General features: G+C 69.6%; 2 protein-coding genes. Both read left to right on the top strand.

All coding sequences use genetic code 11. The features are described from left to right. Positions 1-278: 278 nt before the first annotated feature. The gene (locus tag OXU43_03510; protein MDD9824224.1) at positions 279-602 is read left to right on the top strand and encodes a hypothetical protein; all 324 of its coding nucleotides are present in this window, start codon (positions 279-281) and stop codon (positions 600-602) included. Further along, a complete protein-coding gene (locus OXU43_03505; GenBank protein MDD9824223.1) occupies positions 599-1,339 on the top strand; it encodes a hypothetical protein in 741 nt (246 codons plus the stop codon). The genes OXU43_03510 and OXU43_03505 overlap by 4 nt, the downstream gene beginning before the upstream one ends. The last annotated feature ends 179 nt before the right edge of the window (positions 1,340-1,518 follow it).

Raw genomic sequence — 1,518 nt, 5'->3', positions numbered from 1 at the left:
TTTCGTACGCACCACTCCCCCCTTGATGTAAAGGGGGGAGTGATGGGAAGAATGAGGCGGGGCCCCAAGCGGCGGTTGCGTCAGGAACGACTGTGGGCTATGGCGGAGAGCCAGGCGTTCATGAATCGAGTGGCTCGGGGAACCCGCCCGCCGCCCGCCGCCGCCGTCCGAAAAGTCCGCCATGGCGCCGATTGGCGCATGGTCCTGGAGACCGGTTTCGCCGCGGCACGATTGCCGAATGCGTTCCGGGAGCCGGTGCGGGCGGATATAATCGCGGAATGCGCGAGCGAACGGCGACGAACGGGACGGGCGGCCCTTGGCGCGGGGCGGGCATCGCGCCGCTGGATCCGTCCTCCCTGCGCCTGCACAATCGGCGCCCGACCCGGTGGACCACCGGCGTCGTCGAGTCGCTGCTTTCGAGAGGATCGGAACGGGACGTGTTGCGTCTGTTCCGCGAACTGCGCCGCGACCCCTGGGGGCCGGCCGCCCGGGCGGCCTTGCGAACGACGCCGCACTTGAAGGAGCATCCCTGGATTTACGGGGAGCCGCGCCTGATCGAAGCCTGCCTGGCCCGCTGGCGGCAAGGCGCGGACGAAGGGTGAAAGAGGGGGGAGCGGATTTCGACGCCGTGCTGCGCGCGGCCGCCGCTTTGCAGCGGGTCCTGCCGGACGCCGTGCTGGTCGGCGGCACGGCGGCCGCCGTCCATGCCGGGCACCGCGCGTCCGGCGACGCCGATCACACGCTGGGCGACCTGCGCGAGCGCTTCCCGGAAGTCCTGGCGCTCCTCGACGCGGCGCCGGAATGGGAAGAGGCCCGCCGGGTCCAAGGCGTGCTTCTCCTGGGCAATTTCGACGGCGTACCGACCGGTGTGCGCCAATTGATCCGCAGCCGGCCTCTGGAGACGCGCCTCGTCGAGGCGCCGGACGGGGCGCCATTGCGGGTGCCCTCGCCGTCCGAAATGCTGCGCATCAAGGGCTGGCTCGCGCTGACCCGCAATTACGGGCGCGACTACCTGGACGCGGCCGCACTGGCGGCCGCACTGGCCGAGCGGGCGCCGGAGGCGCTCATGTCCTTCGACCGCTGCTACGCGGAGATCGGTCCGAGCCGCGGCATTGCGAAGTCGCCGCTGCGCCAGCTGCTGCGCCAGCTGGCCGACCCGCGCCCCAAGATCGAAGCGGAGGGAGACGGGCCGCTGCGGGATTTGACGGGTCTGCGCCCGCCCTGGGACGACTGGGGCCATGTCCGGGCGCGCTGCCTGGACCTGGCCGCGCGGGTCATGGAGCGGCTGACGGAGCGCGCGCCGCCGGCCCCGCCCGAAAGCGGCGGGCCGGGAATGTAACCGGCCGGCAAGGGATAGCGGGATCTCCGGTTATCGTTGCGGCGGCAGTTTCCGCCGTTTTGGAGAAGACTCAAGATGTGTCTGCTTGACAATTATTGCCCGTTGTCCTTAAGTAGCCAGCCTGACCGCTGAATGAAGCCGCCCTAAATTGTATAATTTAGAGTGTCTATGGCGGAGAG

It is taken from the genome of Gammaproteobacteria bacterium, assembly GCA_028817255.1.
In the GTDB taxonomy this organism is placed as follows: domain Bacteria; phylum Pseudomonadota; class Gammaproteobacteria; order Porifericomitales; family Porifericomitaceae; genus Porifericomes; species Porifericomes azotivorans.
This window is presented reverse-complemented; position numbering and strand designations above follow the sequence as displayed.